At 45.9% G+C, this 24,523-nt stretch carries 21 protein-coding genes; 12 read left to right on the forward strand and 9 right to left on the reverse strand.

The features are described from left to right. Positions 1–37: 37 nt before the first annotated feature. Together GO003_RS04390 and GO003_RS04395 are read left to right on the forward strand one after the other, a co-directional pair. A complete protein-coding gene (locus GO003_RS04390; RefSeq protein WP_159657846.1) occupies positions 38–1,573 on the forward strand; it encodes a methyl-accepting chemotaxis protein in 1,536 nt (511 codons plus the stop codon). 143 nt (positions 1,574–1,716) lie between these two features. Next, entirely contained in the window at positions 1,717–2,538 is an 822-nt protein-coding gene (locus tag GO003_RS04395; RefSeq protein WP_231088816.1) for an alpha/beta hydrolase, read from the forward strand. A 125-nt stretch (positions 2,539–2,663) separates the two neighbouring features. On the opposite strand, the gene GO003_RS04400 is transcribed toward GO003_RS04395, so the two are convergent. Together GO003_RS04400 and GO003_RS04405 are read right to left on the reverse strand one after the other, a co-directional pair. Then, positions 2,664–3,503 (reverse strand): SWIM zinc finger family protein, encoded by an 840-nt coding sequence (locus tag GO003_RS04400; protein WP_231088817.1) that lies wholly within the window; start codon positions 3,501–3,503, stop codon positions 2,664–2,666. A gap of 3 nt (positions 3,504–3,506) precedes the next feature. Then, entirely contained in the window at positions 3,507–6,572 is a 3,066-nt protein-coding gene (locus GO003_RS04405; RefSeq protein ID WP_159657844.1) for a DEAD/DEAH box helicase, read from the reverse strand. A 256-nt stretch (positions 6,573–6,828) separates the two neighbouring features. Between GO003_RS04405 and GO003_RS04410 the strand changes: the two genes are divergently transcribed. Continuing rightward, the gene (locus GO003_RS04410; RefSeq protein WP_159657842.1) at positions 6,829–8,079 is read left to right on the forward strand and encodes a hypothetical protein; all 1,251 of its coding nucleotides are present in this window, start codon (positions 6,829–6,831) and stop codon (positions 8,077–8,079) included. Positions 8,080–8,240: 161 nt separating this feature from the next. Here the strand turns inward: GO003_RS04410 and rsmD are convergent, their stop codons facing one another. From rsmD to GO003_RS04425, 3 genes are read right to left on the reverse strand one after another with little or no spacing between them, the layout of a single operon-like run. Continuing rightward, positions 8,241–8,801 (reverse strand): 16S rRNA (guanine(966)-N(2))-methyltransferase RsmD, encoded by a 561-nt coding sequence (gene rsmD / locus GO003_RS04415; protein ID WP_159657840.1) that lies wholly within the window; start codon positions 8,799–8,801, stop codon positions 8,241–8,243. Next, positions 8,791–10,101 (reverse strand): M16 family metallopeptidase, encoded by a 1,311-nt coding sequence (locus tag GO003_RS04420; RefSeq protein WP_159657838.1) that lies wholly within the window; start codon positions 10,099–10,101, stop codon positions 8,791–8,793. Before GO003_RS04420 ends, rsmD begins: the two co-directional genes overlap by 11 nt. Further along, positions 10,101–11,462 carry a M16 family metallopeptidase gene (locus GO003_RS04425; protein WP_159657836.1) on the reverse strand — a complete coding sequence of 454 codons (1,362 nt, stop codon included), beginning with the start codon at positions 11,460–11,462 and terminating at the stop codon, positions 10,101–10,103. The genes GO003_RS04420 and GO003_RS04425 overlap by 1 nt, the downstream gene beginning before the upstream one ends. Positions 11,463–11,563: 101 nt before the next feature. Here GO003_RS04425 and cyoE point away from each other — a divergent pair, with 101 nt between their 5' ends. Together cyoE and GO003_RS04435 are read left to right on the forward strand one after the other, a co-directional pair. After that, a complete protein-coding gene (gene cyoE, locus GO003_RS04430; protein ID WP_159657834.1) occupies positions 11,564–12,457 on the forward strand; it encodes a heme o synthase in 894 nt (297 codons plus the stop codon). A gap of 2 nt (positions 12,458–12,459) precedes the next feature. Then, on the forward strand, positions 12,460–13,467 hold the full coding sequence (locus GO003_RS04435; RefSeq protein WP_159657832.1) for a glycosyl transferase family protein: 1,008 nt from the start codon (positions 12,460–12,462) through the stop codon (positions 13,465–13,467). Between the two features lie 162 nt (positions 13,468–13,629). Here GO003_RS04435 and GO003_RS04440 read toward each other — a convergent pair whose 3' ends face one another. Next, on the reverse strand, positions 13,630–14,259 hold the full coding sequence (locus GO003_RS04440) for a PilZ domain-containing protein (RefSeq protein ID WP_159657830.1): 630 nt from the start codon (positions 14,257–14,259) through the stop codon (positions 13,630–13,632). Between the two features lie 252 nt (positions 14,260–14,511). Between GO003_RS04440 and GO003_RS04445 the strand changes: the two genes are divergently transcribed. The 6 genes from GO003_RS04445 (at position 14,512) to GO003_RS04470 (ending at position 20,893) form a co-directional block, all read left to right on the forward strand. After that, the gene (locus GO003_RS04445; RefSeq protein WP_159657828.1) at positions 14,512–15,165 is read left to right on the forward strand and encodes a transglycosylase SLT domain-containing protein; all 654 of its coding nucleotides are present in this window, start codon (positions 14,512–14,514) and stop codon (positions 15,163–15,165) included. 38 nt (positions 15,166–15,203) lie between these two features. Then, positions 15,204–15,683 carry an FKBP-type peptidyl-prolyl cis-trans isomerase gene (locus GO003_RS04450; protein WP_159657826.1) on the forward strand — a complete coding sequence of 160 codons (480 nt, stop codon included), beginning with the start codon at positions 15,204–15,206 and terminating at the stop codon, positions 15,681–15,683. Between the two features lie 95 nt (positions 15,684–15,778). Then, the gene (gene rlmKL, locus GO003_RS04455; protein ID WP_159657824.1) at positions 15,779–17,980 is read left to right on the forward strand and encodes a bifunctional 23S rRNA (guanine(2069)-N(7))-methyltransferase RlmK/23S rRNA (guanine(2445)-N(2))-methyltransferase RlmL; all 2,202 of its coding nucleotides are present in this window, start codon (positions 15,779–15,781) and stop codon (positions 17,978–17,980) included. Further along, positions 17,974–18,246 (forward strand): acylphosphatase, encoded by a 273-nt coding sequence (gene yccX / locus GO003_RS04460; protein WP_159657822.1) that lies wholly within the window; start codon positions 17,974–17,976, stop codon positions 18,244–18,246. The genes rlmKL and yccX overlap by 7 nt, the downstream gene beginning before the upstream one ends. A gap of 103 nt (positions 18,247–18,349) precedes the next feature. Then, positions 18,350–18,871, forward strand: a complete 522-nt coding sequence (locus GO003_RS04465) for a cytochrome P460 family protein (RefSeq protein ID WP_231088818.1) — start codon at positions 18,350–18,352, stop codon at positions 18,869–18,871. 360 nt (positions 18,872–19,231) lie between these two features. Then, positions 19,232–20,893 (forward strand): FHA domain-containing protein, encoded by a 1,662-nt coding sequence (locus GO003_RS04470; RefSeq protein WP_159657820.1) that lies wholly within the window; start codon positions 19,232–19,234, stop codon positions 20,891–20,893. A gap of 41 nt (positions 20,894–20,934) precedes the next feature. Here the strand turns inward: GO003_RS04470 and msrP are convergent, their stop codons facing one another. Further along, positions 20,935–21,876 carry a protein-methionine-sulfoxide reductase catalytic subunit MsrP gene (gene msrP, locus GO003_RS04475; protein ID WP_407942111.1) on the reverse strand — a complete coding sequence of 314 codons (942 nt, stop codon included), beginning with the start codon at positions 21,874–21,876 and terminating at the stop codon, positions 20,935–20,937. 2 nt (positions 21,877–21,878) lie between these two features. Beyond that, entirely contained in the window at positions 21,879–22,520 is a 642-nt protein-coding gene (locus tag GO003_RS04480) for an HvfX family Cu-binding RiPP maturation protein (protein WP_159657816.1), read from the reverse strand. Positions 22,521–22,811: 291 nt separating this feature from the next. Between GO003_RS04480 and GO003_RS04485 the strand changes: the two genes are divergently transcribed. Further along, a complete protein-coding gene (locus GO003_RS04485) occupies positions 22,812–23,135 on the forward strand; it encodes a cupin domain-containing protein (protein WP_206444712.1) in 324 nt (107 codons plus the stop codon). Between the two features lie 50 nt (positions 23,136–23,185). Here GO003_RS04485 and GO003_RS04490 read toward each other — a convergent pair whose 3' ends face one another. Further along, positions 23,186–23,914 carry a DUF5765 domain-containing protein gene (locus GO003_RS04490; protein ID WP_159657814.1) on the reverse strand — a complete coding sequence of 243 codons (729 nt, stop codon included), beginning with the start codon at positions 23,912–23,914 and terminating at the stop codon, positions 23,186–23,188. Positions 23,915–24,523 lie beyond the last annotated feature (609 nt).

Raw genomic sequence — 24,523 nt, forward strand, 5'->3', positions numbered from 1 at the left:
TTGCATACATATCATAAAAATACAAAAGGAATCTGCAATGAATTGGTTTAGTAATCTAAAAATTGCCCGCAAAATCATGTTGTCTACAGGTATTCTCATGATATTGATTCTGTTGACAGGAAGCGTTGCTCTCTATGGTTACAATGCCATGCGGGCATCGCTGCAAACCGTTTACACTGATCGATTGGTTCCGTCACTTCAGCTGGGGGAAATCATGGATTTGATGAATACCAATACCCGTGAAGTTTTGTTGGCTATTCAGCATGATCCCGTAGTGCCGGTTTCAAAAACGCACGAGGCAACTCATCATGTCGACCGTCATATCCAAATTGTAAAAGACAATATTGAGAAGATCAGTGCTATCTGGCAAGCCTATATGGCTACAGACCTGACACCGGAAGAAAAGCGATTAGCCGCAGAATTCTCGGTGTCCCGTGAAGCCTTTGTTAAAAAAGGTTTATTGTCCGCTCTGCATTTACTGGAAAAAGATGATTTTGAAGCTGCGGCGCTGCATATGGTAAAAACAGCGATACCGCTGTTTAAAACCGCTACCGACAATGAAAGGCTATTGCTGCAATTGCAGCAGGATGTCGCCAAAGCTGAAATGGAACGGGCTAATAAAATGAATGAACAATTCATCGGCCTGATGATAGGCGTATCCGTAATAGCTTTCCTGGGATTATTGATTTCATTATGGATATCCAGGCGTATTACCGGACCGTTAAATACGATAGTGGGCATTGTCGGACAAGTGGCTGAGGGCGACTTAAGTGTAGAAATTGATATTCATAGCCAGGATGAAGTGGGTCAGTTAGGCGAATCACTGCGTAACATGCGCGACCAACTCAGTCGAGTTGTCGCCGAAGTGCGATCCGGTTCCGACAATCTATCCAGCGCATCACAACAAGTCAGCGCTACCGCGCAAGGAATGAGTCAGGCGGCTACCGAACAAGCGGCCAGTGTAGAGGAAACATCAGCCTCCATTGAACAGTTGCAGTCTTCGGTTCAGCAGAACACCGAAAATGCCATGGCAACCGAAAAAATATCCAGCCAATCTGCGAGCGAGGCAAAACAAGGAGGTGAGGCGGTCAATGAAACAGTAAGCGCGATGAAAAATATTGCCAAAAAAATTGGCCAGATTGAGGATATTGCCTACAAAACCAATCTACTGTCTCTCAATGCTGCGATAGAAGCGGCTTCTGCCGGAGAGCACGGCAAAGGTTTTGCTGTCGTTGCCGCAGAAGTTAGAAAACTGGCTGAAAGCAGCCGAATCACCGCCCAGGATATCAACGAACTGGCCATCAACAGTGTTTCGATTGCGGAAAAAGCAGGTGTGATGATTAATAATGTGGTACCAAGTATCGTTAAAACGTCTGATTTAGTACAAGAAATCACCGCCGCATCCACTGAACAGTCCAGCGGAATCAGTCAAATCAATGAGGCCATGCGGCAACTGGATAATGCTACCCAACAGAATGCCGCGGCATCCGAACAACTGGCCGCAACCGCAGAGGAGCTCAACGGTCAGGCCGAACAACTTCAACAAGCCGTTGCATTTTTCAAAATTAAGTAACCGTAGGAACGGGCCATGCCCACGATTGAACTACCTTAGATCGCGTAAATGGCCCGTTCCTGCAAAATACGCTTAACTTAACGGCATTGCCGGTTAGGCGAGGGGAATAAAAAAATTTATAATTTTCAATCGATTCAATCCCAATGACGGTCATCAAACGAATGTTCTCGATTCTGCTGCCTTATCTGCTGTTACTCCTTGTTGTGTTTTTGTTACAGCGCAGTCTTATTTATTTCCCCGGGAAGCATTCACCAACTAGGCAACAAGAACTGGCAGATCAGCTTGACTTGAAACTTTGGCCGACAACTGACACCTATCTGGGGCTGATGTCCAAATCGCCAGTTTCAGACTATAAAGGCACGGTCATCGTCTTTCACGGCAATGCAGGCTCGGCTGTAGACCGGAGTTATTATTTTGACGCACTGGAAAAGCTCGATTATCGTGTCATTTTGGCAGAGTATCCCGGCTATGGCGCCAGAGAGGGCGGGCCCTCTGAACCGGCATTGCTCGCAAATGGTCTTGAAACCGTAAAAAAGGCACTAGACGACTTTGGTGGTCCTATTTTTCTGTGGGGTGAATCGCTTGGCAGCGGAGTCGCCGGCGCTATTGTAAAGTCAGGCCAAGTGCCAATAAAAGGTATTGTGTTAATGACCCCGTTTGACAGCCTGGCCAATGTTGCCCAACACCATTACTGGTTTTTTCTGGCCAAATGGCTGATCCGCGACAAATTCAATACGGTTAATAATTTGCATGATTATTCTGGGAATGCCGCAGTTTTAATAGCTGAAGAGGATCAAATCATCCCCAACAAGAACAGTTTGAAGCTGTTCAACTCTCTGCCCCATCGTAAACAACTCTGGTCATTCAAAAATGCGGGCCATAACACCCTGCCTCTGACACCCAATTTACCCTGGTGGCAAGAGGTCATGCAGTTTGTGTCCGGAGAAAAGGAAGTATCTCGCTAATCGTTTCAGCTTACGGTTTTTACCAGGCAGTCGGCCTGCCGCGATCACAACATCCAGCTTTCAAGCCCCCTTCGACAAGCTCTATTCGATCGATGACTGAAACGGGACAACTGATTTATTGCTCATCATGACAGCTCCCTCAAACACAGTTTTCGCATGCGTAAATAAAAATCTTCCATAACGCTAATAAACGAAGTCTGCTTCTGCCAAAATTCCGGGTAATCACCGCCTTTCTTAATGACAAGTGCCGGAATCAAGGCTTCTTGTGGTGATTCAATGGCTTTGGGTAGCGGCTTTTGACCCTGCCAAAATTGGTGGGAAGTGATTTGTTTGGGTAATTCCTGCGGTTTTGGTTGTGTATAAAAATGCTCTGCCGGAATCAAACTTGGCTGGGTTGTTTCTTGCCCCTGGGCCAGTATTTTTCCCAATGGCGATTTGAGTAACTCCTTTCTCAGTTTTTCCGGTGACAAGCCGCGCATTTCAAAGAGTAAAAACGGATTATGGTCAAATTGCTGTGCCAAACGGAAACAAACTCCGGCAATGTGTTTGCAAGGTACCGCATAGTCAGGACAATCGCACTGCACAATAAAGTCCTTGTAACTTTGCGGCAGCAAATGAGTATCCGCCGCTTTGAATTCATTTTCGATCGACTCAGGCATATCGTTAATCAAGAGTTTGGAGATGACGCTCGCTTTTTGGCTGAACAGTGCAATCACTTGTTCCCATTGGGCTCCGGATAACGGAAGCATTTTTACACTGACGTGATATGTGGGCTCTTTGTACACACCAAAATAAGGATTGATGTTGCCGCGAAGCGTGGCGCTGGCAATTCCTTTTGCCAGTTTCCAGGTTTTGATTCGATTATCCGTCGAATACGAACGACCTCTTGCCAAACGTCCGCTATCGGTAAAGTTTTCAAGAGCCGCTAAAAATTGTTGTCCCCACCATGTTTTACTGATTTTCATAATCTAGTCCGCCATTACGCTGTTTTTATTGAGAGCAATCAACGCTCTAAATGCGTCATTATCGAGTTGCGTCAACCAGCTTTCATCGTTGCCGATTATTGTGTCGGCCATTTTTTGCTTGTCTTCGATCATTTGGTCTATGCGCTCTTCCAGAGTCCCAAGCGTAACAAACTTATGGACAAACACATTTTTTTGCTGACCTATACGAAACGCACGATCAGTAGCTTGATTCTCTACCGCAGGGTTCCACCAGCGATCAAAATGAAAGACATGATTCGCTCGAGTCAAAGTAATACCCACTCCCCCAGCTTTTAGCGATAACACAAATACCGAAGGTGGCATGTCGGGATCCTGAAACTGATTGATCATCTGTTCGCGTTTTTGCCGCGCAGTACCGCCGTGTAAATAGTATGTACGTACCTGCTTCTCTCTGCGCAAATAACGTTCAAGGCATTCGCCGATTTCAGTGAACTGAGTAAACACCAGCACACTGTCACCCTCGGCCAAGGCTTCTTCCAGCATATCGCCGAGGCGCTCCAGTTTATTAGAACGATCCGCGGTAAAGGCGCTGCCGTCTTGTAAAAACTGCATCGGATGATTGCAGATCTGTTTCAGTTTCATCAAAGTGGATAACATCAAACCTTGTCTTGCAATTCCTTCCGATTGATCCAATTGCCGGTCAACGTCTTTAATCACCGCCTCATAAAGCGACGCTTGTTCCTTGCTTAAATTGCAATATTGTTTGCCTTCGATTTTATCCGGCAAATCCTTAATGATGTTTTTGTCAGTTTTCAACCTGCGCAGCATGAAGGGTTGAATCAGCTTTTTAAGTATGGCTGATTGTTTGACGTCATTATCCCGTTGTACCGGCAGCTCATAGACCTTGCGAAATTGAGCCTGCTTGCCCAGATAGCCGGGATTGAGAAAGTTGAAAATCGACCAGAGGTCCATGAGTCTGTTTTCAACGGGTGTCCCGGTTAACGCCAGTCGATGTGGGGCATCCAGCGTCAAAATAGCTTTGGTTTGGGCCGCTTTAGGATTTTTAATATTTTGCGCCTCATCAAGAACGATGCGTTGCCAGGTGCAGGCATTTATCAGCGCGGCGTCTTTGCGCACCAAGGTATACGAAGTAATGACCAAATCCACCTCTTGGCTGCCCTTTTGAAAGGCTTGACGCTCTTTTTCCCGGCCGCCTCCATGATGAATAAACGTTTTTAAATGCGGCGCAAACTTTTCCACCTCTTTCTGCCAATTGCCCAACACCGAGGTAGGAGCAACCAAGAGTGTTGGGGCTATTTTGTCACCGGCTCTTTCCAGGACCAGGCTGGCAATCACCTGCATGGTTTTGCCCAGCCCCATATCGTCAGCCAGACAACCGTTTAAACCCAATGATTCCAAATAACGCATCCAGGCCACGCCTCGTTTTTGGTAGTCGCGCAGCTTTGCATTAAGTAACTCAGGATCTTCAATCGGCTCAAATTGGCTATTGTCATTCAGCTTTTCCAGCATATTCGCCAAGCTGTCCTCAACATTGACCTCAAATTCGTCCTGTTCGGCCAATTTTTTGAGAAGTTCCTGAATCGACAGGCGCTGCTGTTCATTTTGCTGCTGATGCCAAAGCGCCAGCATTTCCTGCATTTTTTCGCGGTCCAGTTGCACCCATTGACCACGAAATTGCACCAACGGGACTTTGGAAGCAACCAGTTGCTGCCATTCTTCTACCGAAACCGATTGATCGCCAATTGCGAACTCATAGCTGAACTCAATCATGTTATCCAGAGATAAATAGCTTTTGGCCGATGCTGAACCGGTTTTGCTTTTGCTGCCGGTTTGTAACCGGAGTTTGGCGCGTTGTCTGCCTTTGGGTGTCAGCCAGGCAGGCACGATAATTTTTACGCCTGCATCCTCAAGGACCCAGGCCTGTTCTTGCAAAAACTCGAAGGCCTCATCCAAGGTCAGAGTCACAGATTCAGGCGTTTGCGTTTCCAGACCGGCCCACAGTTTGGGATAAATTTTGGCCGCATGCGCCAACTGAGTTAAAACCTGCTGTTCTATATGCGAGCCCAGTTGATTGAAAAGCAAAGGATGATCGTCTTGAGGGTATTGCCAAAATTCACTGAGCGCCCACTTCAACGAAGGGTCTTGCGTGCTGCTCAGAAAAAACTCCAAAAGCCATGAATCAGGCTGTTCAGCAGGCGCTTCGTGTAATTGCAAGCCTAACTGAGAGAGCAGCTCTTGATCATTACCGCTTAGTCTTTGTTGCCATTGGACATAATGCTGCAATGCCGGAGGCAATTTAGCCGGTAAGTTAAAAACCGGTTTAAATGCGTTGCGGACTGACAAGATATCGGTGATCACTTCATCTTTGATCTTGCTCAGAAATACCTGCGGCAAATCGTGTAATGCCTTTTCTAGAATGCCGCTGATACAGACTTCCGAAAAATGGCGTAACAACGATTCCGGCTCATATCCCAAATGACAGGCTAAAGGAATCTGTTGCAAAGCATGTTGAATCAACGCCTCATAGTGAGGGGAAATGATTTTCCAGCTGCGGTAAAGTTCTGTTTTGCCTCTGTTGTTGTGAGCGATCAACGCAGGGATGAACCGATCCTTATAAAAAATATCTTTGAGGGATTGGGAAAAGTAATACCAGAATAAAAAGTCGCTGCCTATTCGAGTATTAGCCGCCTGATAACAGCATAAAAAATGAATATGATTGATGTCTTTAACCGGTTGCTGCAGCCGGTAGCAAGAGACTTGAAATTCGGCTAATTCAACCGGGCCGTCATTCGGTAGATCCAGCCCCAATTCGGGCGATGGTAAAGGAACACCTTGAAAACTGGGCAAATAAATAGATTGCAGCCTCACACTGTCGGTATTAGCTGCCGTAATACCCAACGTTTCCCTCAAAAATATCAGTAACGCTTCATTATGAAGATGTTGCGGATGAAAAGTAGCTTTCTTTTTGGCCTTGACTGCTTCATCGCTTTCAATCCAGAGATAAAATTGCCCATTCTGGATAAAATCAGCATTTGATTCAGGCTGCCACCCACCGTGTATGATGTTCATCGATTCAATTTACAAGACATATCAATAAAGCCCTTATTAAACCGCAGGATAAGCAGGAGAGGAAACAAAAAATTCGGTGCGTTTCCGTCTATCGTTTGGAATACCCCATCTGAGTTTCGGCCGGGTCTTTATTAAGCTGCTTGAGATTCCAAATAATCTCTGTTGAGGCAGGCAACATAGAAACATACCGTTATACTTGCCACACTTAATTCAATAATTCCAAAACTCCCGACAAGTCCAAGGCATAACGCTAAGCATGAACCTGATAAAACTGATCGTATTGCCTGTAATTCTTCTACCCATCATCTTATCCGGCCTACTTATCCTGGCATTGGAAGATGAGCCTAAACTAAAAAAACAGGCGGATTTGTCACCGGCACGGATCGCCAGAGCCAAACAACTCATTCAAATGAACGATCCCCGCCGGTTACGGTCAGGCGCGGTTGTCAGGGCCAGGCTGCGGCAGGAAGAGCTGGATTTGGCCGTCAATTATTTTGCAAATCAATATGCCCAGGCTGTTGCGGGCCTGGTTATCGAAAAAGGCCGGGCTATTGTAGAAGCCACGGTCACATTGCCCACCAATCCGCTGGGTCGTTTTATCAATGTCAGGCTAGAAATCAAGCAAACCGAAAAACTGCCGATGATTGAAAGTTTGAGCCTGGGTAATTTACCTATTCCTGCCTTTTTAGCAAATAGCTGGGTCAATTATGTATTGACGAATAGTCAGACCTTATTCGATTGGCACGAATTTAACAAAACCGTCAGAAATATCAGGTTTGAACACCGGCAATTGGTCATCACGTATCAATGGCGAACTGACTTGCCTGCCCGGTTAAGCGGCGTAATGCTCCCCCCTCAGGAACTGAGTCAAATTGAGTTTTATCAAAGGCGTTTGGCCGAGTTGACACAAACCAGCCGTACACCTATTAAACTGACGGACTTGATGCAGCCCCTGTTTAGCGCGGCAAAAGAGCGCAGTCAAAACGGCGAGGCCATAAAAGAAAACCGGGCAGTCATATTGGTGCTCGCTTTTTATGCTAACCAAAAGAATTTGAGCAAACTCATCTCTCAAAGCCAAACCTGGTCACGTCCCAATTGGAGAACAGTAAAGCTCCAGAACCGCGACGACCTAACCAAGCACTATTTGGTTTCTGCGCTACTGGCCGCTTATGCTGGTACGCCATTGGCAGATGCCGTGGGCTTGTACAAGGAAATAGAGGATTCGAAAGGCGGCAGCGGCTTTTCGTTTAACGATATTGCCGCCGATAGAGCCGGAACGCTCATGGGCGAGTTGGCCGTCACCGACGAACAGCAAGCAAGGCAAGTACAATCGCTACTGGCAGCGGTAACCGAAAGCGATATTATGCCGAAGACCTCCGACTTACCCGAATTTATCCCGGAAGCCGAATTGATGCGCCGCTATGGCGGTACGCAAGGAAAAGCCTATCTGCAAATGATGGATGAAATCGAACGGCGCATCTTGGCCTTACCGATCAATCGCAGGTGAATGTTATATTCAAAAAACCGGGCCGGCTTTTGTTAGGCCACTTTTTTGACCAACCGCCGCAATGATTTTTTCTACGGGAAAAGGCATAAATCACTCGGAGTGAAATATCTTGTTCCGATGGACTTCTAATCAGTGCTCTGCTCGATCCGATAGGAGTCAATCTATGCATACCCGGTTCGTTCAAACAACTGATAACCCACCTCACCTGCTTTTTTTTGTTTGAGCAGGCGCCAGTTGTCCGGTAATCCGTTTAACGCCAGATTACTCTCCGTCTCTACATAGATTTTGGCCGTTTTCGTCAGCCAGTTTTTATCTTCCAGCCATTGACAGGTTTGCAGGGCCATATCTTTAGCAAAAGGTGGGTCAAGAAAAACAACGTTGAAAGGTTCGGAATTGCCCGCTAAAAAACGGAAAACATCACTATTGACGACTTTTATCTGACGCGCCGCCAAATGAACACTATTTTCATGCAGCTGCCGACAGGCTTCCTGATTATTCTCGACCTGAACCACCTGTGAAGCACCTCGGGACGCGGCCTCAAAGCCCAGAGCACCACTGCCGGCGAAAAGATCAAGGCAGCGGCAACCCGGTATATCGTATTGCAACCAGTTAAACAGCGTTTCTCTGACTCTGCCGGGAGTAGGTCTAAGTCCCGGCGCATCGATAAACGTAATTTGGCGGCTTCGCCACTCGCCGCCAATGATTCTGATTTTATTTTTCACGCGTTTTGACGGCTTCTCCGACCGTTACGGTTTGCAGTAACTTGGGGTTAACACGGCGCTTGAAAGCATCTTTAATATCGTTGACCGTCAACGCCAGCACTTTCTCAGGAAAAGTATCCAGATAATCCAAAGGCAAGCCATAAAAACCAATCATTTCTGCATAACCGGCCAGTTTACTGTTGGTATCAAAGCGCATCACAAATCCACCGGTTAAATTTTTCTTGGCCGCATCAAGCTCAGCCTCTGTCGGTCCTGTCTCAATAAAATCGGCCAGTGTTTGCGTCATGACATCCAGGGCTTGTTGAGTTTGATCATTACGGGTTTGCAGCCCCATGCTAAAGGCCCCTTTTCTAAACATCGGCGCAAATGAGCTGGATGCACCGTAAGCCAAGCCGCGTTTTTCCCGTACTTCCTCAAACAGTCTGGAGACTAAACCACCGCCACCCAGAATATGATTACCTACATACAGCGCAAAATAATCTTCATCTTTTCTATGCATGCCGGGTAATCCTGACAACACATGGGTTTGCGTGGAAGGAAATTCAATATGCTGCAGCTTTGCATGCTTAGGCAAACTGACTTCGGGAATATCGGTCGGTTTTTGCCCGGCGGGCAGATCGGCCAATAAATCTTCGGCCGTTTTGGCCGCTTGTTTTTTGGTTAAATCCCCGACGATGACGACCAAGGCATTAGCGGAAACGTAATATTGCTTATAAAACTTCTTAAGATCGTCAGCAGTCAAGGCGGTAACCGTTTCAATTTCTCCGGCTGAAGAATGCGCATAGGGATGATCTCCGTAAACGACTTTATTAAATGTTAAGTCGGCTAAAGCAGCGGGGGATGACTCTCGGTGTTTTAACGCCGCCAATGTGCGATTTTTTTCCCTTTCAAAGTCAGCCTGATTAAAGACGGGCTGAATCAAAATGGTTTTCATCGTTTCAACCGCCTTATCGAACAACGGCGGATCGGTCAATGTCCTCAGTGATAAAGATGCTGTATCTCTGGACACGCTGGTACCGAAATTGGCGCCCACGCTTTCAAATCGCCGGGCCAGTTCGTCGGCGCTCCATTTGCCGGCTCCTGTATCGAGTAAACCCGAGGTCAAGGCGGCCAGCCCATGCTGTGCGCCGTCACGGGCGCTCCCGGCATCGAAGGTAATGCGTATATCGGCCATCGGCAAATCCGGGGCATAAATGTAAAAAACGCGGCTGCCTTTGGGAGTCTGCCATGTTTCAATTTTTGCGGCAGCCCAGTTCAGCGGACTGATTGTCATCAATACTAACAGTAAAAAAATACGCATCAGTTGGCTCCCTCATTGGTTTTTTCAGTTTTCTGTTCGGCAATCGGTTGGGGATCAAGGTAAGCGACACTTAATGTATCATCCTTGAAGTATTTCTGAGCCACTTCCCGAACTTGTTCTGCAGTAACCTGACTGACTTTCTTGACATACTCATTCTCTTTTTGCCAGCCTAGTCCAACAGTTTCAAGTATCCCCATTTGCATGCCTTGATAGAACATGGAATCGCGCTCGTAAATAGCGTTGGCCAAAACCTGAGCTTTGATCCGCTGCAATTCGTCTTGCTGCACCAGCTCATATTTCAGTTTTTCAATTTCTTCTTTCAAAGCAACTTCCAAATCATTAACAGTTTTTCCTTGTACAGGAGTTCCCTCCAGCATAAACAATTCATCCAATCGTGACGCCAGTCCATAACCGGCCCCCACCGATACAGCCAGTTGCTTGCCCCTGACCAGATTGGTTTCCAGACGTGCGCTGCTGCCGCCATCCAAAATGCCAGCCATGACCTCCAATGCGTAAGCTTCCCATTCATGCTCGGAAGTCTTTAGCACCGGCACTTTATAGCCCATCACCAAATAGGGAAGCTTGGCAGGAACTTTCACCACCATTCTTCTGATGCCCAATTGGGGAACTTCCTGTTGCGGCTTAATGGCTACAATTTCACTGGGTTTGAGTTCGCCAAAATATTTTTCGGCCAGACTGAAAACGGCTTTAGGCTCAACATCGCCAACAACCACCAAGGTCGCATTGTTAGGGGCATACCAGCGCTGATACCAGGCTTTTAAATCTTCAATCGAGTAATTCTCGATATCGGACGGCCAACCGATAATCGGATTTTTATAGGGACTGTTGGAATAGGCCATCGCGGTAAAGTGTTCCTGCGTCTTGGCCCTCGGATTATCGTCCGTGCGCATCCTGCGTTCTTCATAGACGACTTGCAATTCCTTTTTCAACTCTTCATCCAGCAAATTCAGATTGCGCATACGATCGGCTTCCAGTTCAAAACTCACCGGCAACCGCGATTTTTCCATGGTTTGAAAATAAGCCGTGTAATCTCTACCAGTAAACGCATTTTCATTACCGCCATTGGCCGCTATGATCCGCGAAAATTCACCGGGTTGCAGTTTGTCGGTACCTTTGAACATCATATGCTCAAGCATGTGAGAGATACCGGTGATACCGTTTGGTTCGTAGCTGGAACCTACCTTGTACCAGACTTGGGAAACTACTACCGGTGAGCGATGATCCTCTTTCACCAAAATTTTTAAGCCGTTTTTAAGCTGATGCTCGTGCACTTTGGTTTCGGCATTCACTGATGATGCGCCTATGGCCAGCATGAGCCCCAAAATTTTTATATATTTCATAACGTCCTCTTTGTAGAAATGTTAGCGCTTCCGACTATTTCATTAATCAATAGTTCACTGTATTCTATTTCAAAATCACCCCGTTGAGATCGATTAAAAAAATGAATAGCGAGACCATAATTCAGCCACCCCTCTGGAAAAGTTATCTGGTCCTTTGCAAGCCAAATGTCGTAGCGGAAATGCTTTTTACCGCAGTTGTAGGCATGTTGTTGGCTGTGCCCGGCTTGCCGCCTCTGGATTTAGCCTTTTGGGGACTCATCGGAATTGCCTTGGCCGCCTCATCGGCTGCTGCGGTCAATCATTTCATCGACCGTGAAATTGATATTAAACTCAACCCTAAACGACCCTTACCCCAGGTTTTTTTACAACCTAATCAGGTATTGGTTTTCGCAACCATTCTTGGCGTGGCGTCAATGGTTATTCTATTAGTTGGGGTCAACGTGCTGACCGCGGTGCTAACCTTTTTATCCATGTTCGGCTACGCGATCATCTACACGCGCTATCTCAAGAGAATGACACCCCAAAATATAGTGATTGGCGGCGCATTCGGCGCAACTCCACCTTTATTGGGGTGGTGCGCCATTACCGGTGAGATACACCCTTACGCCCTGCTGCTGGTCTTGATCATTTTTGTTTGGACACCTCCCCATTTTTGGCCGCTGGCAATCGCTAAAAGAGAAAAATATGCACTGGTCAATATTCCGATGCTGCCGGTTACGCATACCCTTGAATTCACTCGCTTGCAGATTCTTTTGTATACCATCCTTTTGCTGATTGTCACCTTGCTGCCCTATTTGACGGGCATGAGCGGGCTTATTTATCTGGGCTTTGCCGTTCCTTTGGGGCTGGGTTTCATTTATTTTGCACTCTTGATGATGCGTACCAAAGACGATAAAACCGCGATCCGAACGTTTGTTTATTCCATCGTTTACATTACGCTGATGTTTGCCGGACTTCTTGTCGATCATTATGTACCAATGCTCAGGGTCATATAAAGATGGCTATGCAGGCTTATGACAAAGAAGAACATCCATTTGCACCGTTTATCCGCATTCTGGGAAAAGGTAAAAAAGGCACGCGGGCACTGACCCGTGATGAGGCTTATGAAGCCATGCGCATGATCATGGCCGGCGAAGTGCTGCCGTCTCAACTCGGCGCTTTTTTGATGTTAATGCGGGTTAAAGAAGAAACAAGAGAGGAACTTGCAGGGTTTGTTCATGCAGCACGCGATTCGTTTACTCAGCCTTTAGACGTATCACCAGCCGACCTGGACTGGTCATCCTACGCAGGTAAACGGCGGCACTTGCCCTGGTTCCTTTTATCCGCATTGCTGCTTGCCGAAAACGGCGTCAGCGTTTTTATGCACGGTGCAGGCGGGCATACCAATGGCCGAATTTATACTCAAAACGTATTGGCTTATTTAGGCATTCAAGCGGCTACCTCAATGCAGGAATCGCAACAGCAGCTGCTTTCAAACAGATTCAGCTATTTGTCACTGGAACATTTTTGTCCGCAGCTTTTTGAAATCATTGAACTTCGCCGTATTATGGGCTTACGGTCACCGGTTCATACCCTGGTCCGCCTGCTCAATCCTTTCAATGCCGCTTACAGTATCCAGGGCATTTTTCATCCAGGCTACCGGCAGGTTCATCAAGAAGCCGCTTTATTGCTCAATCAGCCGCATGTGTCGGTATTTAAAGGGGAAGGCGGAGAAGTAGAACGAAACCCTGATGGCGATTGTCTTGTTCAAAGCGTCCACGAAGGCGTTTTGTCAGATGAACTGTGGCCTGCGTTATTTCAACGCCGCCATATGAAACCGGATGATCTTGACCCACAACAATTAGTTTTGCTTTGGCGTGGAGAGATCAGTGATGAGTATGCCGAAGCAGCGGTAACAGGCACAGCTGCCGTTGCATTAAGGTTGCTGGGCAAAGGGGATAACCAAGAGGACGCTCATGCCCTGGCGCTTGGTTATTGGAACAACAGAGATAAACAAAGGTTTTAACGTAGCTACTCGCCCGCTTGGAATAGCGGGTGTAGGTGATTGATTGAAAAGGCTTCTGCAACAGGGATGTTGCAGAGAGCTACAGGGAAGTATTAATGCGTCCTTTGAAATCAAGCGCCTACACCCAATAAAACGGGAAAGGGGTGAGCAGATACGTTTTAACTAAACATTACTCGATCTTGGCCGGGCAAATCGAGGAACCCCTTTAACAAAGGTTTTTTCCAAATAAATATACTCCAGCCCCATTAAGGTCTCGCCATTCTGGTGCTTGACCCACACCACTTTAACTTCACCCAGCATATCCAGGCGTTTAAAATCGAATGCAGCCACAGTTCCCTCATCAACCAGGATGAGCTGCGGCAAACGAATCATTAAACCGTCTACAGAAACATTTACCGTCATAAAATGGCAGCGCTCACCGTTCAAAATGATAAGCCCAGGCGCTGACAGGCTTTTACGGTAAACTTGTCTTTCGTAAAACAAATTATCAATGTCATGCTCGATCGTGCGAAACTCCATAGCCAGATACAAATGCCCATCAATGATATCGGATCTGACAATTTCTACTTCTCCAGCCAATCGCATCTCATGCAGGTAAACATCAGCCAAGGGCTTCATTTTGATCGTCTCGAATAATTCTACGACCTTGTTTTCCGGCTCTTTGGTGGCAAGTTCAGCCAGCATACCGGTAATAGAGATATTGCTCAGGGTAATCTCATACTCTTCGCCGCCAAGATAAATAAAACCGTGTGAGGTTAATTTTTTTCGATAAAATCGTTTTTCGTATGACATAAATTACCTTGCATCTCTTGGGTACATCAGATTTTGGTGGCATCATTAAAACGGCGATCAGAGCAAATCTAAAAACGGTGACATGAGGCACTTAGGCATTAAACTCATCGTGCTTGTCCGTCCGACCACTTAATCTCTGTTTTCTAAGGGAGAAACCGGAGTTTTAAACCCACTATAAAGTTAGAATTATTATTTTAGTTGATTATCCGGCTTTGTTGCCTGTAATGGCTCAGAATTGTTTGGCTACACGATATGAATATCAACAATTCACCCGCACTACAATTTTCTTCTTCATGGATTTTAATCAAATTGAGATACAGTCTACTACTTTTATCTGTTTTTGCCTTATCCGCCTGTACATCCTCGCCGCCCAAAAACCCTGATAATATCTGCTCAACCTTTGTTGAAAAGAGTGATTGGCTTAAAAGCACCCGCAAAACTCATAAAAAATGGGGCACACCGATTCCTGTTCAAATGGCTTTCATTTACCAGGAATCTCGTTTTGTGGCAGACGCACAGCCACCGCGAACCCGTCTTCTGGGCTTTATTCCCTGGTTCAGGCCGACTAGCGCTTACGGTTATGCGCAGGTACTGGACGGAACTTGGGATGATTATAAAAAAGATACAGGACGCTGGTTGGCCAGCCGCAGTAATTTTGCTGACGCAACCGATTTTGTAGGCTGGTATAACCATATTAGTCACACCCGACTGGGTATTCCAATAGGGGACGCAAAACAGCTTTATTTGGCTTATCACGAAGGCCATGGCGGCTTCAGACGCAAAACTTATTTGCGCAAAAAATGGTTATTGAATGTTGCCAACAAAGTAGCGGTGCGATCTCAGATGTACCATAATCAAATGTCACGTTGTCAAAATGATTTAAAAGGCACATCGTGGTTTTTTTGATAGACTATAGGCTCCATTACAATTAGAAAGGAGAATCCGTGAGTAAACTTTATACCCGCGCTTTTTCGATTTTTGCCGCCCTACTGATAGGATTTACTGTGTTTTCCATAGCCAACGCAACCACACCGGAAGAAAATAAAGCGGCAGGCATCGCGTTTCTAGCCGAAAATGCCAAAAAACCCACCATAAAAACAACCCCAAGCGGTTTGCAATATGAGATAGTCACTGAAGGCGCAGGTGCATCACCCGCAGCAACTGACAGTGTCACTGTTCATTACAAAGGCACCACGATCGATGGCGCTGAGTTTGACAGTTCATACAGCCGCGGTGCACCTGCTACTTTTCCGTTAAACAGAGTGATTGCCGGCTGGACAGAAGGCGTTCAACTGATGAAAGAAGGGGCAAAATACCGTTTCTACATTCCTGCTGAATTAGCTTACGGAACCAGAGGAGCCGGCCCTAAAATCGGTCCTAATTCCGCTTTGATTTTCGATATCGAGCTGATTAAAGTCGAATAAACCGTCGGACTCACATACAGAAAAGCTCAAGGTGCAAGGCAATCAACTTCACCTTGAGCTTTTTTTTGCCCAAACCATTGCCCAGCCCCAAGCATATGAATACGTTTCAATTGTTTGCCACTACACCCAAAGCCATGGAGCAGATTCTGGCTGAGGAACTTAAACAATTAGGTATAACTGATGCCAAGTTAACAGTAGCCGGTGTTGCCTTTGAAGGCTCACTGGAAACCGCTTACCGGGTCTGCCTGTGGTCTAGAATTGCCAACCGGGTTTTACTGGTACTGAGCAGCTTTCCTGTCAACCATCAGGATGATCTGTATAACGGCGTAAAACAAATCAACTGGTTCGAACATATGAAACCGGACGATTCAATGGCGGTGACTTTCAGCGCCAAAAACTCCAAAGCAATAAACAACACGCACTTTGGTGCGCTTAAAGTCAAAGATGCTATCGTCGACCAAATGCGCGCCAAATTCAACAAACGCCCCAATATAGACACGGAACAACCGACAATACGCATCAATGTCTATCTGAATGGCGAAAACGCGCAATTGAGCCTGGATCTTTCCGGAGAAAGCTTACATAAAAGGGGCTATCGTGATACGCAAGTCAAGGCGCCGATAAAAGAAAATCTGGCCGCCGCCATCCTGCTGCGCGCTGGGTGGCCTGACATAGCCAAACAAAACGGTACACTGATAGACCCGATGTGCGGCTCAGGTACCTTACTGGTCGAAGCCGCAATGATGGCGGCTGATTATGCGCCCGGCTTGCTGAGAACGCATTATGGCTTTTTAGGCTGGAAAAAACATGACGCCGCATTATGGCAAAATTTGCTCAGTGAAGCGGAATTACGCAAAAACACCGGCATTGAAAAACTGCCGGTCATTGCCGGTTTTGATAAAAGCAGCCAAAGTATCAATGCGGCATTGACGCATATCGATAACGCCGGCTTGAGCCGGAAAATTCATGTCGAACGCCGTGACATTGTCGATGCAGAGCCCGCAGCCGACTGGCAACCGGGATTGCTGGTGTGCAATCCACCGTATGGCGAACGCTTGGGGGATGAGGACTCAACATCCGAACTTTACCGGCAATTCGGCGATATATTAAAAAGCCGCTTTACAGGCTGGCGAGTCGCACTGATTATCAGCAACTCAGAACTTGGCTTCAGGCTGGGCATACGCTCACAAAAACCCATCACACTTTATAATGGAGCCCTGGAATGCACACTGTTGCGCCTTACAGTGGATGAGACTGCGTTCTTTATACCGAAGCCCAAAAACAGAGAAGAAAAGCTGTTTCAACTTGCTCAAAACACCCCGTCTGAATCAGTCGACAACAGCGCTGAAATGTTTTCCAACCGGGTAAGAAAAAACCTTAAAAAACTGACGAAATGGGCAAAGCTGCAGAATATTCATTGTTATCGCGTTTATGATGCAGATCTGCCGGAATATGCTGTCGCAGTTGACCTATACCAAGGTGATAAAACCTGGATTAATGTTCAGGAATATGAACCGCCAAAAACGATAGACCCAGACAAAGCCGATCAGCGGCTGGCCAGCGTTATAGCAGAAATACCCAAGCTGTTTTCGATTCCCGCTGATCAGGTTTTTTTGAAAATCAGGCGTAAAAAGCAAAACAAGGATCAGTATGAAAAGCAGGGCGATCAAGGCCGGTTTCATGTCATTGAAGAAGCGGGATGTAAACTGCTGGTCAATTTTGAAGATTACCTGGACACGGGCTTGTTCTTGGACCACAGGCCGATCCGTGCCAGAATTCAGCGGGAAGCCAAAGGCAAACGTTTTCTGAATCTGTTTGCTTATACCGGGAGCGCTACGGTTCATGCGGCAATGGGCGGCGCTCAGTCGACTACCACCGTCGACATGTCAAAAACCTACCTGGATTGGGCTCAGAAAAATCTGGCGTTGAATGGCATAAAAGGCAACCACGAAATTATTCAGGCCGATTGCAAAACCTGGTTACAGACTGAAGCGGACCGGCTCTATAAAAAACGGCAATACGATCTCATATTTCTGGATCCTCCTACATTTTCCAACTCAAAACGGATGGAAGATGTGTTCGATATTCAAAACGATCATGTAGAATTGATTTCAGATGCCGCAGCGCTTTTGGCTACGACGGGTGTACTCTATTTTTCCACTAACTTTCGACGCTTTAAAATGGACCATGAGGCACTCTCGGGACTGGTGATCGAAGATATATCGGCAGCAACACTGCCGGATGATTTTGCCAGAAATCCAAAAATCCATTATTGCTGGAGAATTCAAAAATGCTAAAACAAGTCAGGATATTGGTGTCAGGGCGAGTGCAAGGCGTTTATTTTCGAGCCTTTACCCAAAAGAAAGCCAAGAATCTCGGTATTACAGGGTATGCGAAAAATCTTTCCGATGGCCGAGTTGAAATCGTTGCATCAGGCTCAGAAGATGCCGTTGATCAATTGATCAAGTGGTGCTACAAAGGCCCCATCACTGCGCGTGTTGATCATGTTGAAACTGAATCACTGAACGGGGAAGCTATTCCTCCCGGTTTCAATGTGAGTTAATCCGCCGGACACGGCTTACCCCGTTATCGTACGGTTGCTTAAAACTTAATTACCGAAGCGCTCTACCGGCTTTTCAATGAACCATTTACACGAGGGGATCCTTATGTCTGTTAAATCCAAGTGGCTTTTCCCGTGGCTGATACCTGCCATGATGTTCGCATTTGCACAACCGGTTGCGAGTGAACAAACAAATACTCAGCCAGCACCTAACGGCTTACAAATTCCAAAAAACTATAAGGACTGGCCGGTTTTAGGCATCTCGCATAGAACCGATAAAAACTCATTACGGGTCATTCTGGGTAATAGTGTAGCGATCAAGGCGGCCCGTAGCGGTCAAACCAATCCTTGGCCGGACGGCACAATCCTGGCCAAACTGGTATGGAAGGACAGCGAACATCCGCTCTGGCCGGCCGCTACAGTTCCTGGCGATAAAGAACATATTGAATTTATGTTTAAAGACAGCAAAAAGTTTAAGGCCAATGATGGCTGGGGCTATGCGCGCTGGGTAGGAAAGGATCAAAAACCCTACGGAACGAACGCTCAGTTTGACCATGAATGCCATAGCTGCCATACCAGCGCAAAAGAGTCAGACTTTGTTTTTACCCGACCCGTCAAACTGCCTTAATTCTAAAAATGACAGGGCCAAATGGTGCATTAGCGATAGCCTAATGCACCGCCATTCTCACGGAAGCACAGTATTTGCGGACAGGTGAAAGCCTCATGTCATCGTAACTACAACGCTATAAGCTCCAGCGATTCACAGTTTGAGCTTTTAATGTTGCTTTGAGGAAAGGTGTAAGCCTTGCTAGGAACTCCGTAAACCCATCCATGGGAGCTTGACGGCCCGACATCCCCGCAAAGCTTACACCTTCCCTTTTTTATCATCAAACCGGGAATTGCTGCTATAAACTCGAAACTTTTGTAATAACTTTCGACGTGTGCTAATAGGTAGTTACAACCCCCACTGCAAATCCGGTAAATAGCCATGAATGACGACAAAACCGTTATTAAACCCACTTTATCGGCCAACGCCGCAGTGGTTGACGAAGATCGTACCGTGATATTTAAACCGGACGCGCTAAATGTAAGCTTGGTGGGCTCTCAGGGTGAAACCATTGCCACCTACTCATTTTCCGGCCGATTTACGGCAGGCCGTTCGTTGGATAATTCTATTGTTATCAAAAGCGATGTGGTCAGCCGTCATCACCTGGAAGTTAAATGGGAAAACGGCGGATGGTGGATTTTTAATCTGCAAAGTGCGAATGGCCTTTATATCAACGGCAGACTGATTCAACAAAAAGAAAAACTAAATCTGCCCTGCTCTGTTGCAGTGGGTCTTTCCGGTATTCAACTAAAAATCCAACTGGCAAAACACGCTGAGAATGCCGATCAGACGCAAGTTAAAGTCTTACTTGCTGAACCTTTGCCTGTTGAAAAGAGCCATGCGGCACGAAATTTATCTCAAGACCACATCAAAGCGCGCTTACTCGCCGAGGAAGCGGCAGACGATATGGGTGACTATACATTGATGGTTCGCAAGCTGATCCATGAAGACCGGGTCGTTCGAAAAAAGGGTTATAAAAAAATTATAGGGGTCTTAGGAAGTTTATTTTTGTTGTCCGCTGGATTGGTAGCCTATCAGCAGATTGCTCTGAACAATGCCCGCACACTGGCGATTGACATGTTCTATGACATCAAAATGCTGGAAGTCGGTTTATCGCAGGCCGATATCAGGCTAGAAGAAAGTGCGGAAACACTGGAAAAGACCCTGCGGGCCATCAGTACTGAAAAGTTGAGGATCGAACAGGAACAACTGAAATTGGAACAGGAAAAACTGGCTGCGGAAAGAAAACGCATGCTTCAGGACCGGGAAAGATTGGCGAATATGAAAGCCAAATACCGCCAGTATGTTGAAGAAGCCAACTCCTTACGCTTAAGGTTTCCAACAAAAGCCCAATACGAGGAAGAATTGATTGCGAAGGTCGCCAGGGAACTGGGGGAAAGCGAATTAGAACTGCCTGAAGACTTTGTGCTTGAAGTGAGAAAATATATTCAATACTGGCAAAGTTCGTCAAGAATCCAAAACGCGATAGAAACACTGGAAAAAAACAGTTTACTGCCGATTGTGATCAACACCCTCAAAAAACACGGGATGCCGCTCTATTTTATTTATTTACCCCTTCAGGAAAGTAATTACGATACTTATGCAATTGGCCCGGAAACTAAATATGGCGTTGCCAAAGGCGCCTGGCAACTGCTGGCAAGTACGGCGCAGCAATACGGCGTTGAACCGGGACCTTTGGCAAACGTGCCAGAGTATGATGAACTGGACGGCCGCTTCGATTTTAATCAAGCCACGCAAGCCGGTATAAAATATTTGAGGTATATCTACAGCACAGAGGCTCAAGCCTCAGGATTACTGGTTATGGCAAGTTACAACTACGGTGATAACCGGGTGAAGGGAATGATTAATAGAATGCCGGATAACCCACGCGAGAAAAACTTCTGGAAATTTCTTCAGCAATATGAACTGCCGAAAGAAACCAAAGACTATGTGTTTTATATTTTTTCCGCTGCCGTAATAGGCGAAGATCCGCAGCATTTCGGATTTAAATTCAATCCTCCTTTGTTTAATGCAAGCCCATAATTAGCCGCTGTCAAACTATCTGACCGGTAACGCTGGATTACTCAGAAATTGCTCTTCAAATCCATACCCACATAGATCGAAGCCACCTCCGAGCCGTATCCGTTAAAAAGTTCGGTGGCTCTTTTAGGCGTAAAAACGCCTGCTCCCAGGACCCGTTCACGGCTCTGACTCCAGCGAGGATGAGGTACGCTGGGATTGACATTGGCATAAAACCCGTATTCATTAGACGCACTTTTGTTCCACGCGGTTTGAGGCATGCTTTCCTGAAATTTGATTTTTACGATCGCCTTAATACTTTTGAAACCATATTTCCACGGCACAATCAATCTCAGTGGCGCACCGTTTTGTTTGGGCAATTCGTCATCATACATCCCGGTTGCCATTAACGTCAGTGGATGCATCGCCTCATCAATTCTCAAGCCTTCTTTATAAGGCCATTCCAGCACTTTACTTTTCTGCCCAACCATTACGAAGGGGTTATAAAGCGTTGTAAATTCAACAAACCTGGCTTTTGAGGTGGGCTTAAACTGTTTTAAAAGACCGGCTAGCGGAAAACCTATCCAGGGTACAACCATCGACCAGGCTTCAACACAACGGAACCGGTAAATACGCTGCTCCAGTGGATTATTTTTGAGAATATCATCCAGATCAAATACTCCCGGCTTTTCGCATTCACCTTCCACGGTAATCGTCCATGGACGCGTCGTCAGCCGTTGGGCAAGCACACTTGAATCTGTTTTATTCGTCGAAAATTCGTAGTAATTGGTGTAACCGGCAACATCTTCAAAATCATTGGGCTTCAGATCAGCAGAATAAGGCCCTATCGGCACTTTGGCATATTTTTTTTGCTCCGCCACTGATTCGCCCGGCAGAAAAGAGAGAGTAGCCGCTCCGGCGGCGGCTTTAATAATGGCCCTGCGTGCAGCAAAAACACGTTGATCGGTAACTTCTCGCTCAGGAATTGCGGCTTTCGTTTTGATTATCATCATTCATCCTGTTTGTAACGCATTGACAGCCAATAATCGATTGAAACATAACGGCCACCACCGTAAAAAAACAAAACCAGCAGCATAATAAAATAGGTCGCCGCAAATTCAATTCCGTTATTCAAGACAACGAAACTTCCATTTTCTGTCAATACATCGTAGTTACTGAATTGCTGCAAAATTGATTTTGCCTGTTCCAAACTTTCAATGGCTGAGCGCGTTCTGTCTGTTGCAAAAAGTCCTGACCCTGTTGCGATAGCCAGCCAGCCATTTTTAAGATGCACCATAACGCCTGCAACTATCATGATGACCATCAGCGGAATTGAAATAACCCGAACACTAAAGCCAATCAGCAGGAAAACAGCGCCCAACACTTCTATCAATGCTACCAAAAATACCATCAAATAAGGTAAAGGCAATCCCAGTCCCGAGTCGCTATTACCGAACCACTCGGCAGTCTCGGTAAAATTCATAAACTTTTTTGATCCTGCCATCCACAAAACAGGGACAAGATAAAGACGTAATGCCAATAAAACAATAAAATCAACATAACGTGATTTATCTAACCAGTTATTAAACAGATGTGTACTCTGCAGACATCTTTCGAATAGATGCTTATAGTCAATCTCTTTCAAATTCATCGCCTATCCCCTTAAAAATTCAGTTCTATGAACCACCTGACTGACTTTATAGTAAATTATTTGTAACTTATTCAGCGGAGCACCAAAACAAAAGTGATGCACCTTGTAGGTTGCGGTTGGCGATAGCCAACCCAACATTTCAAGGCCATGGCGGTAATTGTTGGGTTGTGAAAAAGCAGGCAACTCAACCTACGCTGAATAATGACAATTATTTCAAACAACTGACCTCTTAATGCTCAGTAAAACCCCAAGTGATTGCTGTGTCAATCGGCTTATTGCCAGGAAATCAATATGACAAATATTTTTGCCAACATCCCCGCCCAAATACCCGAGGAAATTATCGAAAATCTGATGAATAACGACATTATCAAAATTGAACGCATCATATCCAATGGTCATATCACTCCTTATGAAGAATGGTACGACCAAAGCCATGACGAATGGATATTGATACTGCAGGGCCAAGCGTTGCTGCGTTATGAAGAGTCGACTCAACCGCTAAAACTGGTAAAGGGAGACTATCTGCTGATACCTGCCCATCAAAAGCACCGGGTTGAGTGGACATCGCCGGATGAACTGACTATTTGGCTGGCTATCCACTGGAAAGCTCGCTAAATAAATCGCCCCCGCCCCGCGCTGATTCAACGCCTCTACTTCAGCCTGTTCTATTCATTTTCATAACTATAGACAGACTGGTTTTTCGGCTGAGCCTCAAAATACTTTTTGAAAGCAGGCATAAAACTGGCTGTAATAGGAATTGAGTAAAAACAATAGATTGCCGCCGCTTCTCCCGTTGAAACACCGAGTAACCATTGCGGCATAAACAAGGTCATGATGGCCATCACCAAATGGTAGGATGAAATTTTCCAGTTATTTTCCCAAAGAAATCCGCTGAATGCCAACGCAAATAAGGAGCCATGGGTAACAATCAGTCCAAAGGCGCTTGAAATGGCATAACCGATGTGATACTGCCCCATGAACAAACATGAAAACATCTTACCGATAAAATTAGGCGCAATACCAAATAACTGCCAATCATTGGGCAATTGCGTGAACATCAAAAAGCAAATACTCATTGAAGTGCCTATCATTGCCGCTTTCTTAAGAGCATCTCTATCGGTTGAATAGGTTGCTAAAGCCGGCATAATGGCAAACGCCTGTAAACTGATATGGTAAGCAGATAATTCGCTCAACAATAAATTGGTCCCATAACCACATTGGTCCGCAACCGGATAAGCAAAGTATTGAATAAATTCCATCAAAGAAAAATGAAAAATCGCATAAGCTCTAGCGAAGCGAACCCAAAAAGCCTCTTCCTTATCCATGATTGTTAGACTTGAAGCAACCAGCCCCGCGATACCGAGTCCCAAAGACATATTTGCACTAAAACACATAAAAAATCTCATCAGTCAGTAAAAAAAATCAGCTCACCTTCATCTGCTAGATGCAGGCTATTTGGTTAATTTGCACATATTCAACTATTTTTGATTTGTTTTGGATTGTTCAGGTTATTACCGCTAACACGGAATTATACCTTTTTGATGAGCGGGCGCGCGCTCTCATCGACTTCTTAAACAACGTAGGTATTTCCTGCGGTTTTTTTAGCAACGTAAATTAACCAAAATCAGCAAGGCATTTTATATAAAATACAGGGTATCTGCTCACCTCCTCCAATTTTATTGGGTGTAGGTGGTTGATTGAAAAGGCTTCTGCAACAGGGATGTTGCAGAGAGCTACAGGGACGTGTTTACGCGTCCTTTGAAATCAAGCACCTACGCCTATAATTCAAAGCGGGCGAGTAGTTACAATACAGAACCTTACCGGCAACAAATTTTCATTGGGAACAACCGGGAACAACTCGCGGCAAATCATATAAAAAATATTAATGTTATACTTTCAGCCGTAACATAACGATCTGCTTATTTACCACCAAAATTATAACTATACTTGGCAGATCCACTGCTCTCTTTACTCCTATCTGATCGAAAAAAATGTCTGGCATC

The organism is Methylicorpusculum oleiharenae (assembly GCF_009828925.2).
GTDB lineage: Bacteria > Pseudomonadota > Gammaproteobacteria > Methylococcales > Methylomonadaceae > Methylicorpusculum > Methylicorpusculum oleiharenae.

What these genes read in the sequence shown, in the direction of transcription:
- GO003_RS04390 (WP_159657846.1), top strand. Translation starts at nt 38, where the DNA reads ATGAATTGGTTTAGTAATCTAAAAATTGCCCGCAAAATCATGTTGTCT.
- GO003_RS04395 (WP_231088816.1), top strand. Translation starts at nt 1,717, where the DNA reads ATGACGGTCATCAAACGAATGTTCTCGATTCTGCTGCCTTATCTGCTG.
- GO003_RS04400 (WP_231088817.1), bottom strand. Translation starts at nt 3,503, where the DNA reads ATGAAAATCAGTAAAACATGGTGGGGACAACAATTTTTAGCGGCTCTT.
- GO003_RS04405 (WP_159657844.1), bottom strand. Translation starts at nt 6,572, where the DNA reads ATGAACATCATACACGGTGGGTGGCAGCCTGAATCAAATGCTGATTTT.
- GO003_RS04410 (WP_159657842.1), top strand. Translation starts at nt 6,829, where the DNA reads ATGAACCTGATAAAACTGATCGTATTGCCTGTAATTCTTCTACCCATC.
- GO003_RS04420 (WP_159657838.1), bottom strand. Translation starts at nt 10,101, where the DNA reads ATGCGTATTTTTTTACTGTTAGTATTGATGACAATCAGTCCGCTGAAC.
- GO003_RS04425 (WP_159657836.1), bottom strand. Translation starts at nt 11,462, where the DNA reads ATGAAATATATAAAAATTTTGGGGCTCATGCTGGCCATAGGCGCATCA.
- cyoE (WP_159657834.1), top strand. Translation starts at nt 11,564, where the DNA reads ATGAATAGCGAGACCATAATTCAGCCACCCCTCTGGAAAAGTTATCTG.
- GO003_RS04435 (WP_159657832.1), top strand. Translation starts at nt 12,460, where the DNA reads ATGGCTATGCAGGCTTATGACAAAGAAGAACATCCATTTGCACCGTTT.
- GO003_RS04440 (WP_159657830.1), bottom strand. Translation starts at nt 14,259, where the DNA reads ATGTCATACGAAAAACGATTTTATCGAAAAAAATTAACCTCACACGGT.
- GO003_RS04445 (WP_159657828.1), top strand. Translation starts at nt 14,512, where the DNA reads ATGAATATCAACAATTCACCCGCACTACAATTTTCTTCTTCATGGATT.
- rlmKL (WP_159657824.1), top strand. Translation starts at nt 15,779, where the DNA reads ATGAATACGTTTCAATTGTTTGCCACTACACCCAAAGCCATGGAGCAG.
- yccX (WP_159657822.1), top strand. Translation starts at nt 17,974, where the DNA reads ATGCTAAAACAAGTCAGGATATTGGTGTCAGGGCGAGTGCAAGGCGTT.
- GO003_RS04465 (WP_231088818.1), top strand. Translation starts at nt 18,350, where the DNA reads ATGTCTGTTAAATCCAAGTGGCTTTTCCCGTGGCTGATACCTGCCATG.
- GO003_RS04470 (WP_159657820.1), top strand. Translation starts at nt 19,232, where the DNA reads ATGAATGACGACAAAACCGTTATTAAACCCACTTTATCGGCCAACGCC.
- GO003_RS04480 (WP_159657816.1), bottom strand. Translation starts at nt 22,520, where the DNA reads ATGAATTTGAAAGAGATTGACTATAAGCATCTATTCGAAAGATGTCTG.
- GO003_RS04485 (WP_206444712.1), top strand. Translation starts at nt 22,812, where the DNA reads ATGACAAATATTTTTGCCAACATCCCCGCCCAAATACCCGAGGAAATT.
- GO003_RS04490 (WP_159657814.1), bottom strand. Translation starts at nt 23,914, where the DNA reads ATGTGTTTTAGTGCAAATATGTCTTTGGGACTCGGTATCGCGGGGCTG.